Source organism: Mucilaginibacter ginsenosidivorans (genome assembly GCF_007971025.1).
Classification (GTDB): domain Bacteria; phylum Bacteroidota; class Bacteroidia; order Sphingobacteriales; family Sphingobacteriaceae; genus Mucilaginibacter; species Mucilaginibacter ginsenosidivorans.
On the sequence record NZ_CP042436.1, the window covers coordinates 3,331,414 to 3,347,027 of the forward strand.

General features: G+C 44.5%; 13 protein-coding genes and 1 tRNA gene. 8 read left to right on the forward strand and 6 right to left on the reverse strand.

Going from position 1 to position 15,614, the window contains the following annotated elements; all coding sequences use genetic code 11:
• Positions 1-3 precede the first annotated feature (3 nt).
• From FRZ54_RS15215 to FRZ54_RS15230, 4 genes are all read left to right on the forward strand, one after another.
• A complete protein-coding gene (locus FRZ54_RS15215) occupies positions 4-1,605 on the forward strand; it encodes a putative maltokinase (RefSeq protein WP_147032439.1) in 1,602 nt (533 codons plus the stop codon).
• A gap of 215 nt (positions 1,606-1,820) precedes the next feature.
• Positions 1,821-3,749: a 1,4-alpha-glucan branching protein GlgB gene (gene glgB, locus FRZ54_RS15220; protein ID WP_228462731.1), complete on the forward strand. Its 1,929-nt coding sequence runs from the start codon at positions 1,821-1,823 to the stop codon at positions 3,747-3,749.
• A 44-nt stretch (positions 3,750-3,793) separates the two neighbouring features.
• A complete protein-coding gene (locus tag FRZ54_RS15225; protein ID WP_147032441.1) occupies positions 3,794-3,988 on the forward strand; it encodes a hypothetical protein in 195 nt (64 codons plus the stop codon).
• Between the two features lie 79 nt (positions 3,989-4,067).
• Entirely contained in the window at positions 4,068-5,087 is a 1,020-nt protein-coding gene (locus tag FRZ54_RS15230) for a proline iminopeptidase-family hydrolase (RefSeq protein WP_147032442.1), read from the forward strand.
• Between the two features lies 1 nt (position 5,088).
• Here the strand turns inward: FRZ54_RS15230 and FRZ54_RS15235 are convergent, their stop codons facing one another.
• From FRZ54_RS15235 to pfkA, 5 genes are all read right to left on the reverse strand, one after another.
• The gene (locus tag FRZ54_RS15235) at positions 5,089-5,436 is read right to left on the reverse strand and encodes a nuclear transport factor 2-like protein (RefSeq protein WP_147032443.1); all 348 of its coding nucleotides are present in this window, start codon (positions 5,434-5,436) and stop codon (positions 5,089-5,091) included.
• Between the two features lie 180 nt (positions 5,437-5,616).
• On the reverse strand, positions 5,617-6,057 hold the full coding sequence (tnpA, locus tag FRZ54_RS15240) for an IS200/IS605 family transposase (RefSeq protein WP_147032444.1): 441 nt from the start codon (positions 6,055-6,057) through the stop codon (positions 5,617-5,619).
• 173 nt (positions 6,058-6,230) lie between these two features.
• Positions 6,231-7,226 carry a type I glyceraldehyde-3-phosphate dehydrogenase gene (gene gap, locus FRZ54_RS15245; RefSeq protein WP_147032445.1) on the reverse strand — a complete coding sequence of 332 codons (996 nt, stop codon included), beginning with the start codon at positions 7,224-7,226 and terminating at the stop codon, positions 6,231-6,233.
• A gap of 6 nt (positions 7,227-7,232) precedes the next feature.
• Positions 7,233-8,081: a BadF/BadG/BcrA/BcrD ATPase family protein gene (locus FRZ54_RS15250; RefSeq protein ID WP_147032446.1), complete on the reverse strand. Its 849-nt coding sequence runs from the start codon at positions 8,079-8,081 to the stop codon at positions 7,233-7,235.
• A 4-nt stretch (positions 8,082-8,085) separates the two neighbouring features.
• Positions 8,086-9,072, reverse strand: coding sequence for a 6-phosphofructokinase (gene pfkA / locus FRZ54_RS15255; protein ID WP_147032447.1), 987 nt, complete (start codon positions 9,070-9,072; stop codon positions 8,086-8,088).
• Positions 9,073-9,199: 127 nt separating this feature from the next.
• Here pfkA and FRZ54_RS15260 point away from each other — a divergent pair, with 127 nt between their 5' ends.
• Positions 9,200-9,910: an NUDIX hydrolase gene (locus FRZ54_RS15260; protein ID WP_147032448.1), complete on the forward strand. Its 711-nt coding sequence runs from the start codon at positions 9,200-9,202 to the stop codon at positions 9,908-9,910.
• An 88-nt stretch (positions 9,911-9,998) separates the two neighbouring features.
• Here FRZ54_RS15260 and FRZ54_RS15265 read toward each other — a convergent pair whose 3' ends face one another.
• Entirely contained in the window at positions 9,999-10,859 is an 861-nt protein-coding gene (locus tag FRZ54_RS15265; protein WP_147032449.1) for an N-acetylglucosamine kinase, read from the reverse strand.
• Between the two features lie 258 nt (positions 10,860-11,117).
• On the opposite strand from FRZ54_RS15265, the gene FRZ54_RS15270 reads away from it, so the two are divergent.
• The 3 genes from FRZ54_RS15270 to FRZ54_RS15280 all read left to right on the forward strand — a co-directional run bounded on the left by FRZ54_RS15270 (position 11,118) and on the right by FRZ54_RS15280 (position 15,328).
• A tRNA-Arg gene (locus tag FRZ54_RS15270) sits at positions 11,118-11,191 on the forward strand.
• A 220-nt stretch (positions 11,192-11,411) separates the two neighbouring features.
• Positions 11,412-14,582, forward strand: coding sequence for a histidine kinase dimerization/phosphoacceptor domain -containing protein (locus FRZ54_RS15275; RefSeq protein ID WP_147032450.1), 3,171 nt, complete (start codon positions 11,412-11,414; stop codon positions 14,580-14,582).
• A gap of 5 nt (positions 14,583-14,587) precedes the next feature.
• Complete coding sequence (locus FRZ54_RS15280) at positions 14,588-15,328, forward strand: LytR/AlgR family response regulator transcription factor (RefSeq protein WP_147032451.1); 741 nt, start codon at positions 14,588-14,590, stop codon at positions 15,326-15,328.
• Positions 15,329-15,614 lie beyond the last annotated feature (286 nt).

Here is a 15,614-nt window from a genome sequence, read left to right on the forward strand (position 1 = left end):
AGTATGAAAATGGGCAATATTGATGTTTTAGCGAACACGAATTCTTTAAAGCTGACCAAGCCATGGAAGGATTTTGCCCAGGATAAGAAGGCCCTTAAATGGCTGGAGGAGAACGTATTTTATGAGTATATGCGCAAGTGCCGCTGGTTTGCCGGCAAGGCGCGCATGATCAAATTCCTGAAGGTACAGCAACTGCTTGATTTGCCCATAGACGGGGGGAAGGCATATTTAGTGATCGTACATGTTGGTTACACGTATGGTGACGAGGAAAAATATGCTCTACCTGTTTCATTCCTGCCCGATGATTATGAACTGATTGGACAGATCAATCCCAAAGCGTTTATCACCAAAATTACAACCGACGGCAAAGCCGGTTGGCTGATAGATGCTATTTACGATTTTCGGTTCCAAACGGAGCTGTATAAGAATATATGGGAAAATGCTGCTGTGCCGCAGGAAAATGGGCAGCTGACCTATCACCGGGGCAAGGGTCTTGCTGCTACTGACGAGGATATGGGTTACCTGTGTGTTATACCCGACCTGGAGCAAAGTAATTCTTCGTTTGTATTCGGCAACAAATACTTCTTTAAACTGTACCGTAAACTTTTCCGCGAAATTAATCCTGAAGTAGAAATGCTGCAATTTCTTACTGAAACGGGCGGATTTAAAAATATCCCGTCGTTTTGCGGTAGCCTGATATACGAACGGCCGGGCATTCCACCTGTTACACTGGGCTTGATGATGCAAAAAGTATCCAGCAAGTGTGATAGCTGGGTGGCGACAGGTGACGACCTGAATGATTTTCTTTTCATGTTTGTGGATAAGTTGTTCAGTGTGCGCGATGACGTATTTGAGAAAGTAGAGTTGTTGGGACGGCGGACCGCCGAAATGCACCTGGCGCTGTTATCGGATAAAAAGAATAAAGATTTTAAACCTGAAAAGTTCGATAGTGAATATATCACCTGGTTACAGGGGCACCTAAACAGATTGCTGGTTAAAAGGATCAGCCTGTTAAAAGAAAATTATGCCCGTTTAGACAAAAATGCCAAAGCGCTGGCTGATGATTTTATAAATAGCGAAAAAATTATCGGGCGTTTTTTTGAGAAGATAGGTAACAATGACCTGGTGTCGTCGCGCATACGCATACATGGCGATTATCATTTGGGCCAGGTGCTGTTTACAGGCAGCGATTATCTCATCATTGATTTTGAAGGGGAACCTGAAAGCTCTATAACCGACCGCAAAATAAAACATTCGCCGCTGAAGGATGTTGCGGGTATGATACGGTCTTTCCACTACGCTGTCTGCTCCAAATTATATTTTAGTAATGAGACAAAAGGAGTGGACCCGCAACGATTACAAAAGGCCGCCGACCGTTGGTATAAACTGATAACCGATGCATATATCGATGCATATATGCATACAATGGGAGATATTTCAGCTACCTTCGGAGGCAGGACGGAGCTAAACTTCCTGCTGCAGCTACACCTGCTGGAGAAGGCCGTGTATGAACTTGGTTATGAGCTTAATGGCCGCCCCGATTGGATACGGATACCATTGAAAGGCATCCAGCACGTATTATTCGAAATAGAGAAATTTAATTAAACGCCCGCGGGCATACAGATATGGCTAAAACGAAAACTGGTACCGGCAAAGAAGCGCCTGCTGAAAAAAGCAGTGCCAAAAAGGCTAAACCTGCAGAAAAGAAAGTAGTTGCAGAAAAGTCAGTTAAAAAAACCGCATCTTCAACAAAAGATGCAGCAAAGCCCGCCAAAGCGGCGCCGGCAAATAAAGCAACCAAGCCGTCAACCAAAAAAACCATGCCTGAAAGTGTTATAAAGAACAGCGTAGAACCATACAGCCGTTTTACCGATTTTGACATCAGCCTGTTCAAATCAGGGAAGCATTATAAATTATACGAAAAATTCGGCTCCCACGTAGTTGAATTTAACGGCGTTATCGGAACCTATTTTTCCGTATGGGCTCCAAATGCGCAGTTTGTTTCCGTTATCGGCAATTTCAATTACTGGAACCGGGGTTCGCATGTGTTATTTTCAAGGTGGGATTCGTCGGGCATATGGGAGGGTTTTATCCCTAACGTAGGCGATGGTGAAACCTATAAATATTTTATCAAGTCATCGTCGGGCGAGGAACTTGAAAAAAGTGATCCGTTTGCCCTACGCTGGGAGGAACCTCCGCGTACGGCGTCTATCGTCGCTGACACTTATTACGAGTGGAAGGATGCCAAATGGATGAAGAACAGGTACCAGCACAACGGGATAGACAGGCCCTATTCGGTTTACGAAGTTCATATTGGTTCATGGGCGCGTAACCCGGAAAGCCCCGATTCTTTTTACTCCTACGAGCAGCTGGCCGATAAATTAGTGCCTTATGTAAAGGAAATGGGTTTTACGCATGTCGAGTTTATGCCGATAGCCGAACACCCGTATTATCCGAGCTGGGGTTACCAGGTTAGCGGTTATTATGCGGCATCCAGCCGGTACGGCACACCGAAGCAGTTGATGGGACTGATAGAAACGTTCCACAACGAAGGCATAGGTGTGATCATGGATTGGGTACCATCGCATTTCCCGGGTGATATTCATGCATTGTATCGTTTCGACGGCACGCATTTGTATGAGCATGCCGACACCCGTAAAGGATTTCACCCCGATTGGAAATCCTTTATCTTCAATTATGGCCGTAACGAAGTACGCGCTTTTCTTATCAGCAACGCGCTGTTTTGGCTCGATCGTTACCATGTGGATGGCTTACGCGTGGATGCTGTTGCATCGATGCTTTATTTGGATTACTCGCGCAAAGATGGTGAATGGGAACCTAACATATATGGAGGCAATGAGAACCTGGAAGCAATATCCTTCCTGAAAGAATTTAATGAAGCTTGTTATAGTCACTTCCCTGATACGCAAACCATAGCTGAAGAGTCGACATCGTTCACCGGTGTGAGCCGCCCGGTTTATACCGGCGGATTGGGCTTTGGAATGAAATGGATGATGGGCTGGATGCACGATACCATCAAATATTTTTCTACCGATCCGTTGTTCCGTAAATATCACCACAACCAGATCACTTTCAGTTTGATCTATGCCTTTACCGAAAATTTTATGCTGCCCTTCTCGCACGATGAGGTGGTTTACGGCAAAGGATCGATGCTAAATAAAATGCCGGGCGACGAATGGCAAAAGTTTGCTAACCTGCGCCTCGTTTATAGCTATATGTTTACCCACCCAGGTACGAAGCTGTTGTTTATGGGGGCTGAATTTGGACAGGGCACCGAATGGGACTTCAGCAAATCGCTGGATTGGTATGTGCTTGAATACCCTAATCATAAAGGCGTGCAAGACACGGTTAAGGCACTGAATAAACTGTATAAAAAAGAACCTGCGCTATATGAAAAGGCCTTTGAAGGAACCGGATTTGAATGGATAGACGGCGGTAATTCAGCAGATTCGGTTCTGATCTATACCCGGAAGGGGCACGATCCTAAGAACGACCTCGTGATAGTTTTAAACATGACGCCAAATCCTCATGAAAACTTCCGTGTCGGGGTACCTGACGCCGGCAGCTGGAAAGAAATGTTCAATTCGGATGATAAAGCTTATTGGGGTAGCGGAATGGGGAATACCAAGGCGATAAAAGCAGATAAAGAGCACTGGCACGGAAGAGAAAACTCCATATTGGTAACCTTACCGCCGTTAAGTGCCGTCGTATTCAAAAAGAGTAAGTAGGCAAACATAACTGCATTTAAAGGGTTTAAAGCGTAAATGGTATCATGAAGCGCTTTAAACCCCTTTATTTGTACCTGGCTGGTGCCATCGTCGCAGCTGTTATATTTGGGTATGAGGTTGTCGTTTACCATGGGTCCTTAGATTCTTTAGAGATCGTACTGAGTGCAATGCCCGCTTGTATACTCGCTTATCTTGCTTTTAAAGTACACCGCGAAAGCGACGATGAAGAATTAATGTGAGCTGATGTAACTACCTGTGTTATTTGGTTTTGAGAAGTTTATTGCTATATTGTATAAAATCCCAAACCAGGTTACATCAATGAAAAAGTTCCTTTTTCTGCCAATGGCAGCTATCATTTGTCTTTATTCCTGCAAGCAGCAAAGCAATAGGCCTACTGTTGCCGAATATTTCGCCCCGGTCGATTCAGGTGTGCAGGCAGCTGGCATAAAAATGGTCAGCATCAAAACGCCGGTGGGCAACTTTAAAGTATGGACCAAGCGTATCGGCACCAACCCGCGCATCAAGGTTTTGTTGTTACATGGCGGCCCGGCATTTACACACGAATACCTGGAGTGTTTCGAAAGCTTTTTTCCAAAGGAAGGCTTTGAAATGATAGAGTACGATCAATTAGGCTCGTATTATAGCGATCAGCCGCGCGACAGTAGTTTATGGACCACTGCTCGGTTTGTAGAAGAGGTGGAACAGGTGCGGCAGGCCCTGAAACTGGACAGCAGTAACTTTTACCTTTTTGGCAATTCGTGGGGCGGAATACTGGCTATGGAGTACGCACTGAAATACCAGAAAAACCTAAAAGGGATGATCGTATCCAACATGATGGCCAGTATCCCGGCGTATGAAAAATATAACCTGGTGCTGAGGAGCCAGATGTGCAAATCGCTGGTTGATTCACTGATGAATTATGAGGCTAAGGGAATGTATAAGGATACAACTTACCAAAGGCTTATCTTTTCTGAATTTTATAATAAGCATTTATGCCGCCTCCCCGAATGGCCAGAGCCCGTAAACCGTGCATTTAAACATCTTAATGAAGAAATTTATGTAATGATGCAAGGTCCGAGTGAGTTTAAAACAGGAGGGAGGCTGCTGCACTGGGATATCAGCAACCGGCTAAAGGAAATTACCGTGCCAACGCTGATGGTTGGCGCCAAATACGACTCGATGGATCCAAAATACATGGAGTGGATGAGCACCCAGGTAAAAAATGGCAAAAGTTTATATTGTCCTAACGGAAGCCACCTGTGTTTTTGGGATGATCAGCAGGTGTTTATGGATGGGGTAATAAAATTTATTAAGGATGTGGATGCCGCGAAATGGTAAACTAATGAGCAGGCTCCAGTAACGGCCGTGGATCGAATAATACTTTGAACCAGGCTATCTTATGATGTTCGATATGGTACCATCCGCTGCTGAATATTTTTCGGCCGCCCATGTCGATATCGTACCAAAGACAAACGTCGTTTCCTTCGGCGAATGCTTTTTGTACATCGTATTTCAACTTCATTTTCGCCATGTCGTTAAAATAAGCATCGGCACTGGTGCGGGTTCCCAGTACGCCGATAAATTTCAGATCGTCGCTTGTATGCTTGCGGGCGCTTTCAAAATCTTCTTCATTTAGCGCTTTGATAAACGACAACACCGTTTGCTTTGAACTTGCTGTATTTGGCATGATTTAAGAGTTTTGGTGTTCATTGTAAAACCAATGCGGAGAGTTATGGTTTTATTAAGAAACGCAAATAAAGGTGGTTTGTTGTTTTAAAGCTGAAAGCGGAATGATCAAGCGTAAGCTCTAGTAAACAACCCCCACCTAAGGTGGGGGCTTTATCCTAACCCCTAAAGGGGATGGTCGTCAAAACAATTTCAGGTCAGTTGTTCCGTCTTCTTTCCGCTCTTCTGTTTCCTGATATTTTACATAGTTCTTTATCCGTTCTTCATCTACACCTACCGTACTTACAAAATAACCTCTACTCCAAAAATGATTACCCCAATATGGCTTCTTGCGCAAACTCGGATAATTACTGAACATCATTAGTGCTGTTTTACCTTTTAATATCCCCATGAAATCACTCACACTCATCTTTGGCGGGATGCTACAAACCATGTGAACATGATCGGCTTGAATATTCATCTCCAATATCTCCACTTCTTTCCATCCGCATATTGCTCGAATCTTATTCTCCAATGTATCGGCCACCACATCTGTTAATACCCTGAAGCGATATTTCGGCGTCCACACAACATGGTAAACACAATAGTAAAAGCTATGAGATAATTTCCTGTATTTCGTCACAAATACTAAGATAGCGGTTTCTGGCCTAGCCTTCACACCTTACCTACCGCCTTAGGCGGTGGTTTTACTATTATAATAAAAAAAAGGCAGCCCGGAGATACTCCAGGCCGCCTTCATATTTTGAACAGGAAAAGCAAAACCTTTAACCTTTCTGCTTTAACCTTTTACCTTTCTTACAGTTTACCGATCTGCTGAACCAGGTCGATCAATTTATTTGAGTAGCCCCATTCGTTATCGTACCATGATACTACTTTCACAAAGTTGTCATTAAGCGCGATGCCGGCTTTAGCGTCAAAAATTGAAGTGCGTGCGTCGCCTTTGAAATCCTCTGACACAACTTCGTCTTCAGTATAGCCTAAAATGCCTTTCATTTCTCCTTCAGATGCTTCTTTCATTGCAGCTTTGACATCGGCATAGGTAGCCGGCTTTTTAAGGCGCACGGTCAGGTCAACAACCGAGACATCCGGAACCGGAACGCGGAATGACATGCCGGTTAATTTCCCTTTCAATTCAGGCAGAACCAAACCAACAGCCTTAGCAGCACCCGTTGATGAAGGAATAATGTTCTGGTAAGCGCCGCGGCCGCCTCTCCAATCCTTATGTGAAGGACCGTCGACAGTTTTTTGAGTAGCTGTCACCGCATGGATGGTGCTCATCAAACCTTCCTCAATACCGAACTTATCATTCAGTACTTTAGCGATAGGCGCTAAACAGTTGGTAGTGCACGATGCGTTTGATACGATAGTCTGATCAGCTTTTAATTGTTTATGATTAACACCCATTACAAAGGTTGGGGTATCGTCTTTTGCGGGAGCGCTCATCACAACTTTTTTAGCGCCTGCGTCGATATGTTTTTGAGCGGTTTCCTGCGTAAGGAAAAGGCCGGTCGATTCGATAACAACTTCTGCACCTACCTCGTTCCATTTCAGGTTAGCAGGATCTTTTTCAGCAGTAACACGGATGGTTTTGCCGTTAACAACCAAATGGCCGCCTTCAACAGCGATGGTGCCATTAAATTGCCCATGGGTAGAGTCATACTTCAGCATGTAAGCCATATAATCAGGCTCTACAAGATCATTGATTCCAACAACCTCGATGTCAGGCCTTTCAATTGCAGCTCTGAAAGCAAGGCGTCCGATACGGCCAAAACCGTTAATTCCTATTTTCATGATTTTTTAATTTTTACTAGAATAATATGTTAACAGATTGTTTATAGGTTCTTTTACAATATTCCCGATAGTAATATTTGTACCCGAGGCGGCCTCAACCAAATAGTCCTGGAAATTAGCGGCTACAGAGCCGGTGAAATTTACCGTGGCTCCCGGGTGTTGTTTATGTAAAGGTAGCAAATAAGTGTGAATTAGCTTGGTGAAACCGGCAATTATGACGCTCTTTAGATAATTATCGTCCTTATTATCGAGATAAAACTCTGCAAATGAGCTCAGAAACACAGCAGGTTGTTTTTGCCGGTAAATCTTCTCCAGCAAGCTCCTGCGGTCCAGGTCGTAGCGGTGTTCAAACTTTTTTCGGATGTTGGGCGGAAGGGTCTCATTCATAAAAGCCTTTAGCAATTGCCTCCCCAGCCAGTTACCCGAGCCCTCATCAGCCAAAATAAAACCGAGACCATAGTTATTTGGCTTTACCCTGCGCCCATCGTACCAGGCTGCGTTAGATCCGCTGCCGCAAATGCAAATAATGCCCGGCCTGTTTTTACAACAAGCTATAGCGGCGGCATCTATATCATGCTCCACGGTTACTTTTCCGAATTTAAAAAACTCTGAAAATGCGTTATGAACAATATTTTTCAGGTCACTGGAAAACGAGCCGGCGCCGTAAAAGTAAATGCGTTTGATCTCCTCGGCGTGATGAATGAGATTAATATTTTTATTGAGCAGGGCAATTATCTGCTTTTCGTCATTAAAATAGGGATTAATGCCACCTGTTTTGAACGAGGCTATCGTGCGGCCCCTATCAGCGAGCCGCCAGTCGGCATAATTCGATCCACTATAAACAACTGCGATCATTCAATCAGATTGATAGTATGTCGGCCATCTCCATCAAATCTTGCTCCAGTTTAAACTCGTGTTGGGTAAGTGCCTCTTCAAGGCTGGTAATTTTTATATTGTTTGCCTGCAGGCCGACCATTTTTTGGGTATGCCCGTTAAGCAAAGCTTTTACGGCCGCATATCCTAAACGGCTTCCCAATACACGGTCGAAAGCTGACGGGCTTCCTCCGCGTTGTAAGTGTCCCAGGATGGTAACCTTAATATCGTATACTTTTATTTCGTTCTGAACCCGGCGGGCGATGTCATACACACCACCATTTTTGTCGCCTTCGGCAACAATTACAATGCTGGATGATTTTTTATTATGCTGACCGGCACGCAGGTTCTCAATCAGGTCGTCGATAGCGGTAGCTTTTTCGGGTAGTAAAATTGCTTCGGCACCGCAACAAACGCCTGCCCTGAGAGCGATAGCGCCCGAATCGCGACCCATTACCTCGATGAAAAACAAGCGGTCGTGCGCATCAGCAGTGTCTCTTATTTTATCAATAGCCTCAACTACCGTATTCGTCGCGGTATCAAAGCCAAGCGTATACGTTGAGCCATAAAGGTCGTTATCGATAGTACCCGGTACCCCCATTACTTTTATATCCGGGTATTTTTTTGAGAAGCGTAATGCCCCGGTAAAAGTACCGTCGCCTCCTATCACTACGAGGGCGTCAATGCCCTGCTCCTTTAAGTTCTGATATGCTGTTTCCATACCCTCGTCGGTACGGAAAGGCAGGCAACGGGCCGTTTTTAGTATCGTGCCGCCTAAATTAAGAATGTTACTAACCGAACGCGGGTTCATATCGTACATATCGTTTTCGATAAGTCCCTGGTAACCTTTACGTATCCCTACAACATTCAGCCCACTGTATATACCTGTACGTACAACGGCCCTTATGCAGGGGTTCATGCCGGGGGCATCGCCGCCAGATGTTAGTACGCCAAGTTTTGAAATCTTTTGCATTTTTATTGCTGTTTTTCAGGTGCGAATATAGTGTGTGTAGATTACACCATTGAATTTTATTTTATTTTTTTTATATTCGGATTTTTAGAGCATATCTTTAGCCCGTAAACCTAAAATACAATACATATTGGAAGTAAAGTTACCAACATTTAATTCAGTATTCTCGATCGACTGTGTAATTTTTGGCTTTGAAGCAGGTGAGCTTAAGATATTACTGATCGAGAGGAACGAGGAGCCTTATAAGGATTGGCTTGCTTTGCCCGGATATATTGTTGAGCAGGATGAAAGTATCGACGATGCTGCAGAGCGTATATTGTATGAACTTACCGGTTTGCGCGACCTGCATATGCAGCAGTTTCACACCTTTGGCGAGGTGAACCGCCACCCGCAGGGACGGGTTATTACGGTAGCTTACTATGCGCTGATCCGCATTAACGGGCAAAAGGAACTTCGCCCGATAACGCAGTACGCCAGGAAGGCTTTCTGGCACCCGGTTAACGAATTGCCGAAACTGGCGTTCGACCACAGCGAGATATTCAAAACAGGTTTTAATAAATTACGCCGCAGGCTTAACTACCAGCCCATTGCATTTGAGCTGCTTCCCGAGAAATTTACGCTTACGCAATTACAGTCGCTTTACGAGGCTGTATTGAACAAGAAGCTTGATAAGCGTAATTTCAGAAAAAAGATGCTCAGTTACGGGTTTTTGAAGGAACTTGATGAGAAGCAAAAGGGGGTATCATACCGTGCGGCTAAGCTTTATAAATTCGACCGCCGTAAATATTCCAAAATATTTCAGAACGAATTGAACCTGGAGAATAAGGGGAAGGTGATATAGATGTTAATCTTGAATAATAGTCTTAAGTCAGCATAAAACAAAAGCGCCGCGGATTTCGCGGCGCTTTTGATTATAAAAATCCTCGGTCTTAAAGCTGACTTGGAGCCAGTTCTAAGTGATATTTTACAAGGTTGTCTATAGGCGAGCGGATAATGTTGCCTATCACCATGCCGTTTTCAGTAACTACCTCCTCCAATACGTTCCTGAAATTATAACCTACAGAGCCGATGCAGTTAAAGGTGTATTTCTGATAATTTGGATAATGAGTTACCAGATTACGGAAAAAATCCTCGAATGACGTGCGTACGATGTTTCGCGAATATTCAATATTAACAGGATTATCGTACACAAACTTGCTGAAACTTGCACAGAAACGGTTCGCACGCGGCTGGGTGTAAACCTGTTCGTTTACATCGTCGGGAGTGAGCTTAAATGTTTCCCAAAAAAGCTTACGTACGGCCTCGGGCATGTACCCGCGCAGGTAATCAACCAGTAATTTTTTGCCGATATAGCACCCGCTGCCCTCGTCGCCCAATATATAAGCGCCGGAGTCGATGTTGTGTGTAACTTCCCGGCCGTTGTAAATACAGGTGTTTGTTCCGGTGCCCAATATAGCTGCAAAACCCTCAGTTGTACCCAGGAGAGCTCTCGCAGCGGCAAGGAGATCGTGACCTATGTAAACCCGCGCTTTGGTGAACACCGCCTTCATAGCTTCTGCTACGATGTTCCGCATTTCATCCGTGGAACAACCCGCACCGTAATAATTAACTTCGGTAATTTCACTCTTCTCCAGGTCAGTTGGAAGATTTTCCATCAACGACTGGACGATATAGGCCGTACTTGAAAAATAGGGGTTGTAACCTTCGGTATTAAAATACACTTTTTTACCTTCTTCGGTAACCAGACACCAATTGGTTTTGGTGGAGCCACCGTCAGCAATTATGATCATAAATTAAGTTTATCTAAAAAATTGGTTAAAAGTATGATTTTACTAATTGTAAAAGAAACACTTTGTAATTTTAAAAATGCAATTATAATACAAATCTATATAATAAGCCGATTTTGTATATATACAGCGCTTCTTAAGTTGAAGATAAGTTACAAAAAAGATTTCGGGAAAAGAGTTTTTTTAACGCCTGATAGAGGATATTATATTAATCATTTTAATTATTTGTGCGGATTTCGCATCTTTGCACCTGTAAAAAATGGTCCCATAGCTCAGCTGGATAGAGCAACAGATTTCTAATCTGTCGGTCTCAGGTTCGAATCCTGATGGGATCACAAAGTTGCTGAATACATTAGATATAGGCACAGCTACTTTATATCTGCAAATTGTATTTTGCAACTAAGAATATATACCTCAACTCGCAGTCTGCGCAAATCTTTCAAAAAAGAATTCGGAAAGCTTCCCGCCGGGGCTAAGAGGAAAGCTACAAATGTCAAAATTTTTGGAGGTTTTAAGGCTTTTTTAATACAAATGTGATGTACCTTCATCGTCAGAATGAGCCGCACACATTTTTATGGTATTGTTCAGGTCCTGGTTTTGGCGATAATTAGTCCTTTCGCTTTTGGCCAGGGCAAATCGGAACATAGCAGTACACCGGAATACACGATCACTAAAAGATTGATCTCCACCGAGGATGGTTTGGCTTCACACGAGGTTTTTTGCGGGTTACAGGATAAGGCTGGCTTTATGTGGTTTGGCACACGAAATGGGCTCAATCGTTACGACGGAAAGAATTGCCTGCTTTTTACCCACCAGCGAAACCATCTGCAGGACAACAAAATAGTACAGCTTGCACAGGACAACGCTGATAACCTGTTTATCGAATATGGCGGCACTGGCTTTCAGCGTACTACCAATGGCCGGGTCGATGTAATGAACGCTGTAACCCAGGATGTAAAAACCCTGACAGCTGCTTTTCCAAAGCTGCCTTTCAGGGAACAGGATGTTTATTGGGTAGCCAATGACGGCACCGATGAGGTCAGTTTCCTTACGGCTCATCCTTTCAGGCTTTGGAAATATTCACCGGCACATAGCTTCAGATTGCGTTACCAGTTCAATGACTGGACGGACAAAGCCGATAGTTACCCATTTGTTGATTATCGCGAAACCGGGGCGCTGTGCCTGTTCGCAAAAGGAAAGGCGCTGGTTAAGTTCTTTAATCAGTCGGCGCAATACCTTGTCAGCGCCGATACTGTTATCACGTTCAAACAAAAAGATGCGCTGAGGTCGTTGCCAGTTGGCTTTGATAATCAAAACGATCTTTTGATAACTTATAACACTTCGGCAAATGCGACCGGCTTTGATGTCGGCGCGATAACGCATACCGGCCACAGCATCTTCCCGGCGGATACCCGGCAATACCATGCCGATGGGATCAAAGGCAGGTACTGGTACCAGGTAGCCTGTTCAGCCGACGGGGCATCGGGCATCCTCGATATTCCTACAGATGGCCTCTACCTGTGGAACGAAAACACATTTTTAAAGGTGATTTCAAGCGAGGAGATCAAAAATTTTGATAACCTGTTCCTTTACAAACTTTTCCCCGACAATTTCGGCAACCTGTGGCTCTGCACCTCATTAGGTGTTTTGCAATTGAAAATAGAAAAGAACCGTTTTAGGCCCTATTTTACCACCAAACAGCAATTGGTTGAAACAAATAACCAGGCGCGCGGCATCTATGCCGACGGCAATAGGGTCGTGGCGAATATATGGACGCACATTTTTCAGCAGCGGGGTGAGAAAGTGCAAAACGTTGCCAACGAGCAATACAACTACGCATTGGTGAGGCACAATGGGTCGTTGTATATCGGCGGTTATGATTTATTCAACTACGACCTAAATAAAAATTCGACCACACAGTTTCGCGATAACCGGAGAGACGAAATCTGGTCGATGTTTTCGGTGAACGATAGTGTGCTGTTACTTGGGAGAACCAACGGGTTTTCAGTATTTAATTCAAACACCAGGAAATTTTATTCGCCGCATTACACCCCCAAGAATGTCCCGGATGCTAAATTCGTTTATCGTTTTTTTAAAGATGGATCAGGAATGATCTGGGCGGTTGCCGAGAATGGTTTGTATAAGATTACCTATACAGCCGGTAGCCAATGGTCGGTTACCAATGACCGGTCGGCGCTTATTGCACGGTTGAGCTTACTGGATGCTTATGCTGATAAAGACGGTATTTTCTGGCTGGCTACCAACGGTGAGGGCTTATACCGGTGGGACAGAAAAGCGAACGTATTTCAGCAGTTTAATATAGCCAGCGGATTGCCGTCTGATGTCCTGTACCGGATCGAGCCGGATAAATATAATAATCTCTGGATCAGTTCGGACTACGGTCTGATCCGCTTCAATAAAACAACATTTGCAGTAAACACCTATACTACGGCGGATGGTATCACCAACAACGAGTTTAACCGGACCTCGTCCTTTAAAGCGGCTGACGGGAAGCTCTATTTTGGAGGGCTGGATGGTATCATAGCATTTGATCCCCGGGATTTTGCAACGGACGCCCTGGCATTAAACGTGCCCCTACGCGTCATCGCATTCAATCAGTTTGTTGGCTCTCAAAATCAACTGGTTAATATGACCCGTGAACTGTTGACCGATCAGCAGATAACATTGGCACCCTCCGACCGCTTTTTTACGCTCGAATTTCAATTGCTTGATTTTGCAAAAGGCGATCACTATGCCTACAGGATAGTCGGCCTGGATAAAGACTGGAATTACATCACTGAGAATTCTATCCGTATCAGCGGCTTGCCCTATGGAAAATTTACGCTGCATATAAAGGCTCAGAACCGGGAAGGGGCGTGGAGCAAAAGTGAGTTAATTATCCCGGTGATGGTTTTAAAGCCGTTTTATCTCAAATGGTGGTTTATTGGCTTAATGACGCTGATGCTGGTGATAACCATTTACTGGATCGTAAGATGGAGAACCAGACAACTGGCTGAAGAAACGATCAGGCTCGAGCAAACAGTTGGTGAACGGACCTTGCAACTGAAGCAGTCCCTGGCTGAGCAGGCCGGATTACTTTCGGAAAAAGATATATTGATGCGGGAGATCCATCATCGCGTTAAGAACAATCTGCAGGTTATTTCGGGTTTGCTCGAGTTGCAAAGCAAAGCCGTCGCCGACGAAGCAGCAAAAGATGCCTTGATGGAGGGCCGCAATCGCGTCAGAAGTATTGCTTTGATACACCAGAATCTTTACCAGGTCGAGAACCTGAGCAGCATCGAGTTAAGGCAGTTTGTAAGCGACCTGTGCCGCCAGGTGGAGAGCGTATATAAAAAACAGGCCGTCATCGGGCTGAATATTGAAGTGCCTGTTTTGTACCTGGATATTGATTCTGCTGTTCCGTTGGGCCTCATCATGAATGAATTGCTAACCAATTCGTTCAAGTATGCATTTAATGACGGCGCGCCGGGAAGAATAGATATTGAAATAAGCATTGTGTCGGAAGGGAGATACGAATTGACTTATTCTGATAATGGCCCCGGGCTACCCAAAGATTTCGACCTGGCTCATGCTACCACCATGGGCATGCAGCTGATCTACGATCTGAGCAGGCAAATTGGTGGCAAAGTGAACTATGTGTATAAAAATGGGGCCACTTTTATCATTAATTTTACTAACCGCAGCTTGCGTAAAAAAGAAGACTAAAACCCATGAGCGTTTTAAAAATAGGTATTGTCGAAGATGAACTGGTAATAGGCCGTACCATTCTGAACACGCTTAATGAACTGGGCTATGATCATTGCGGACCCGCAATAAGCTACACCGAGGCAATGGAAATGCTCGAACATGAAAAACCCGACCTCCTGTTACTTGACATTCAGCTCTCTGGAAAAAAGGATGGCATTGACATAGCCGAAAAGCTTAATCAACTTTACCGGATACCCTTCATTTTTTTGACTGCGAACAGCGATGGCGACACTATCGACCGGGCGAAAAGGGTGAAGCCTCACGCTTACATCGTCAAGCCGTTTAGCAGGGAAGAGTTATACGCGGCCATCGAGATAGCCTTCAGCAACTTTACCGGCGGCCGCAATGCGCCCGGAGCCAAGCCTCAGGCCATTCGCCCGGCAAAGGACTTCATGTTTGTCCGGGATGGCTATGTTTTTAAAAAGATATTTTTTAACGATCTGTTATACCTCGGGAGCGAGGCTAACTATGTGACATTGCATCTGAAGTCGCAAAAGAAAGTCATGGTCAGATCGACGCTTAATGATTTTGTAGTGCAACTTGATACGCAAATGTTCATGCGTATCCACCGCAGTTATTCCGTGAATATCAATCTTGTCGATGATGTCTTTCCAACAGAAGTTGCAGTCGGCGGGGTAAAGATCCCCATCGGTAAATCGTACAAAGATGATCTCTTTAAAGCTTTGGGAATAAAAGAGGTGTAACATCTCATCACAAACTTTCTTCCATTCGTCCCTAAGTTCTGACGTCTATCCCTTTTATTTCACGATCATTTAAATCCGGTGCAATTTCATTCCTGTTATGGCATTGATGGATTTAGATAAGATCATTATCAAACGAACGGTGATAGGGATACGCTGCACGGTGTGCGGGGGTAATTTGGTTGATTCAAAAAAAAAACTTTGATGAGTCGCTCTATCGCGCTGATCTCGTTCGGAAGGGTGAAGCCCCGGATTTACGAATGTGAAAAATGCGGGAAGAGACACATCT

Coding starts and splice junctions, on each gene's coding strand:
- FRZ54_RS15265 (WP_147032449.1), bottom strand. CDS start 10,859: ATGATCATAATTGCTGACGGTGGCTCCACCAAAACCAATTGGTGTCTG.
- FRZ54_RS15280 (WP_147032451.1), top strand. CDS start 14,588: ATGAGCGTTTTAAAAATAGGTATTGTCGAAGATGAACTGGTAATAGGC.
- FRZ54_RS15215 (WP_147032439.1), top strand. CDS start 4: ATGAAAATGGGCAATATTGATGTTTTAGCGAACACGAATTCTTTAAAG.
- FRZ54_RS15230 (WP_147032442.1), top strand. CDS start 4,068: ATGAAAAAGTTCCTTTTTCTGCCAATGGCAGCTATCATTTGTCTTTAT.
- FRZ54_RS15250 (WP_147032446.1), bottom strand. CDS start 8,081: ATGATCGCAGTTGTTTATAGTGGATCGAATTATGCCGACTGGCGGCTC.
- FRZ54_RS15225 (WP_147032441.1), top strand. CDS start 3,794: ATGAAGCGCTTTAAACCCCTTTATTTGTACCTGGCTGGTGCCATCGTC.
- FRZ54_RS15235 (WP_147032443.1), bottom strand. CDS start 5,436: ATGCCAAATACAGCAAGTTCAAAGCAAACGGTGTTGTCGTTTATCAAA.
- glgB (WP_228462731.1), top strand. CDS start 1,821: ATGCCTGAAAGTGTTATAAAGAACAGCGTAGAACCATACAGCCGTTTT.
- FRZ54_RS15275 (WP_147032450.1), top strand. CDS start 11,412: ATGAGCCGCACACATTTTTATGGTATTGTTCAGGTCCTGGTTTTGGCG.
- pfkA (WP_147032447.1), bottom strand. CDS start 9,072: ATGCAAAAGATTTCAAAACTTGGCGTACTAACATCTGGCGGCGATGCC.
- gap (WP_147032445.1), bottom strand. CDS start 7,226: ATGAAAATAGGAATTAACGGTTTTGGCCGTATCGGACGCCTTGCTTTC.